This is a genomic window from Nonomuraea sp. NPDC005730 (genome assembly GCF_040630865.1).
In the GTDB taxonomy this organism is placed as follows: Bacteria; Actinomycetota; Actinomycetes; order Streptosporangiales; family Streptosporangiaceae; genus Nonomuraea.
Map to the genome: position 1 here is coordinate 1 of NZ_JBEXYK010000140.1, position 2,018 is coordinate 2,018.

Genomic DNA, 2,018 nt, shown 5'->3' on the forward strand with positions numbered 1-2,018 from the left:
ATGCCCCACTGCATCGCGAAGTCGGAGTTCTGGTTCGCCAGGGTGACGTCGAGGGCCTTGCCGGAGTGCTCGGCGATGAACTTGTAGCCGCCCTCAGCCCGGAGATCCGAGCTCCGTACAGGCTCCAGCGGCGGCTCAGCGCTGGAGGATGTCCCGGATGCGGGCGGACGCCTCGTCGAGCACGGTGTGCAGTTCGTCCAGCTTCTGTGTGGTCAGGGCGGCGTCGGCGGCCTCCGTGCGGGCCTGGCCCACGAAGTCGGCCAGCAGCTCGCCCAGCTCGCTGTCGAGCTCGGTCCGGCGCACGGTGTCGCCGCCGAGCGTGGTCCAGATGTCCGACCAGATCCGGCGCCACTCGCCGGCCAGCCGGTCGCTCTCCACCTGCCACTGGTTGGCGTGCGCCATCCACTGCCGCTTCTGCTGCTCCTTGAGCCGTTTGAGCTCCTCGGCCCGCGCCTTGGCGTCGTCGCGGGCGCCGGTGCGGACGTCCTTGGCCATCCGGGTCAGCTCCTCGCGCAGCGACTTCACCGTGTCGCGGACGTCCTCCTTGACCTCGCGGGCGATGTCGCGCACGGAGGCGGAGATCTCCTGCTCCAGGTCGTCGAGCTCGTCGAGCCGGGCGTTGAGCTCCTCGCGGCCCTTGTCGGTGATGGAGAACACCTTCTTGCCCTCGATCACCTCGTGCGTGACCAGGCCCTCCTCCTCCAGGCGGGCCAGCCGCGGGTAGATCGTGCCGGGCGAGGGCGAGTAGACGCCGAGGAAGCGGTCCTGGAGCAGCCGGATGACCTCGTACCCGTGCCGCGGGCTCTCCTCCAGCAGCTTGAGCAGGTACAGCCGGAGCCGGCCGTGACCGAAGACAGGGCTCATTCCTTCTCTCCCTTGAGCAGCGCGACCTCTCCCGAGACGGTGTGCGCCGACAGTGAGGCCATGCCGCCCCCCAGCCGCCCGGACAGCGCCTTGGAGCCGGGGCTGTTGTTCGCCGACAGTCCGTCGAACGTCGAGCTCAGCCTGCCGGAGGTGGACCTCATGCTGACGTCGGACTCGACGTTCTCCGGCACCCGCACCAGGATGGCACCCGAGACGCTGTTGAGCGTCACATGACTCGTCGGCCGGAGCGTCAGGTCGGCGGTGATGCGGCCGGACACCGTGCTGGCCTTGAGCCGGCGCGGGCTGCCGTCGGCCAGCGTCAGCTCGCCCGAGACGGTCTTCAACGCCAGGTCGCCGTCCATGGCCCGGCTCTCGATCGAGCCGGAGACCGTGGTGGCGCTCACCTCGCCGCTCACGCCGTCGAGGACGACCTCGGAGGACACGCTCCTGACCCGGGTGGAACGCTCGAACCCGGCCAGCACCGTGGACGCCGAGACCACCTCCGTGTTCACCCGGCATCCCTTGGGCACGGTGAGCGTGAGGTTGGTCCTGCGCTTGTCGCGCCGCAGCCAGCCGAGCAGCCCGTCCAGGGTCAGGCCCTCGTAGGTGACGACCAGCTCTTTGGTCAGCGCGTCGTAGCTGACCAGCAGCGGCGCGGCCGACTCGATCTCCGTCAGCTCCAGCGTGGGCGGGCCCTCGCTGGCCAGGACGGCCAGCCTGCCGGCGACGATCCGCACGTCAAGTGACTCCACCGGCCCGAACGTGAGCTGCTCGGGAGCGTCCAGCGTCCACTTCTCCATGAACGTATGCCTCCTTGACGAGTACGTCTCCTACGAGAACACGATATGTCGCGTTACTCGAAAACTCAAGATGTATCGCGTCTCGGCGGCGGAACCCGTCAGTCGTCGTCCTCGTCGTCGAGGCGGGCCAGCCAGGTGGCCAGCCGCTCGATCGGGGTCTCGAACTCGGGGTTGAGATCGACGAACTCGCGCAGCCGCTCGCCCAGCCAGAGCACGCTGACCTCTTCCTGGCCCCGCCGATCGACCAGCTCCTCGATCCCTCGATCGGTGAAGTAGAGCCAGCGGTCGGTCTGGTCCAGCTTGACGAAGCCGGGCGAGAAGGGGACGGTCAGCAGGAACGCGAACAGCACCTGC

General features: G+C 68.7%; 3 protein-coding genes and 1 pseudogene. All 4 read right to left on the reverse strand.

The genetic code is table 11. From position 1 onward, the window contains the following. Positions 1 to 135: 135 nt before the first annotated feature. Positions 136 to 864, reverse strand: coding sequence for a PadR family transcriptional regulator (locus tag ABZ444_RS51370; RefSeq protein ID WP_358012701.1), 729 nt, complete (start codon positions 862 to 864; stop codon positions 136 to 138). Further along, positions 861 to 1,664 carry a DUF4097 family beta strand repeat-containing protein gene (locus tag ABZ444_RS51375; RefSeq protein WP_358012703.1) on the reverse strand — a complete coding sequence of 268 codons (804 nt, stop codon included), beginning with the start codon at positions 1,662 to 1,664 and terminating at the stop codon, positions 861 to 863. The genes ABZ444_RS51370 and ABZ444_RS51375 overlap by 4 nt, the downstream gene beginning before the upstream one ends. Positions 1,665 to 1,762: 98 nt before the next feature. After that, positions 1,763 to 1,963 carry a DUF6104 family protein gene (locus ABZ444_RS51380; protein WP_358012705.1) on the reverse strand — a complete coding sequence of 67 codons (201 nt, stop codon included), beginning with the start codon at positions 1,961 to 1,963 and terminating at the stop codon, positions 1,763 to 1,765. Between the two features lie 6 nt (positions 1,964 to 1,969). Next, a pseudogene (locus ABZ444_RS51385) lies at positions 1,970 to 2,014 on the reverse strand (hypothetical protein); the annotation flags it as partial. Positions 2,015 to 2,018: the final 4 nt, after the last annotated feature.

Bases quoted from the DNA above. Each gene is read 5' to 3' on its own strand.
- ABZ444_RS51370 (WP_358012701.1), bottom strand. From the start codon at position 864: ATGAGCCCTGTCTTCGGTCACGGCCGGCTCCGGCTGTACCTGCTCAAG.
- ABZ444_RS51375 (WP_358012703.1), bottom strand. From the start codon at position 1,664: ATGGAGAAGTGGACGCTGGACGCTCCCGAGCAGCTCACGTTCGGGCCG.